This window comes from Vibrio sp. 1078-1, assembly GCF_033340475.1.
Window position 1 is genome coordinate 1 of sequence record NZ_JAWOWM010000302.1, and the last position, 731, is coordinate 731.

The following is a 731-nucleotide window of genomic DNA, read 5'->3' on the forward strand; positions in this document are numbered from 1 at the left end:
TAAAAGGCGCTTCTGATGTCGTGTATGTCGTTGAGATGATTTCTATGCTTAAAGATGTCGAAATGGGTTTTGAAACAGTTATTGAAGCGCTATTTTTGGATACTCTTGATAAAGCATTTAGCTGTATCACTAAGCGAAAAACAATGGAAAATGTATTTGAAAATTTAAGCACAAAACAGATTTCTGAGAGTGACTATAAGACTTTTATTGCTACTGCTCATGTTGATATCTTACACAAGAATGATAAACCACAACGAAGTTCGGTGAACAAACTATTAGAAAGTATCATTAGCCAGGATCACTAAGGTATAAATAATTAGCCTAATATTTATAGCTATCATTAAATGTAATTATATCACTTTCTATATATAATTCACTAGTCATTATTTTTTAATTCCTCACTAATTATTAAAAATCAATGATTCGTCATAGTTAATAAATATTTTATTAAATTTACCCGTCAATAATAATTAAAATTAGTTTATTCGTAATAGATAAATTTTACGAATCAACCTGTTAAAATTATATTTTTTGTAAATTCCAGTTTGTTTACTTATATAAAGTTAACTGGTATCTTGTATTAAAAGATAAGAATAAATTGTAAGGTTTAAGTTATGGCTAATTATGCAGATGCAATGAATGTCGCGATTGATAAGAAAAGAAATAATATACTTGATGATGGTAAGAACTTCACTCCGTATCGACATAGGAAAGGAATGACTCTTTATCTT

1 pseudogene is annotated in these 731 nt (G+C 27.6%); it reads left to right on the top strand.

Going from position 1 to position 731, the window contains the following annotated elements:
- Positions 1-305 (top strand): annotated as a pseudogene (locus R7190_RS27225) (type IV secretion system protein VirD2); the annotation flags it as partial.
- Positions 306-731: the final 426 nt, after the last annotated feature.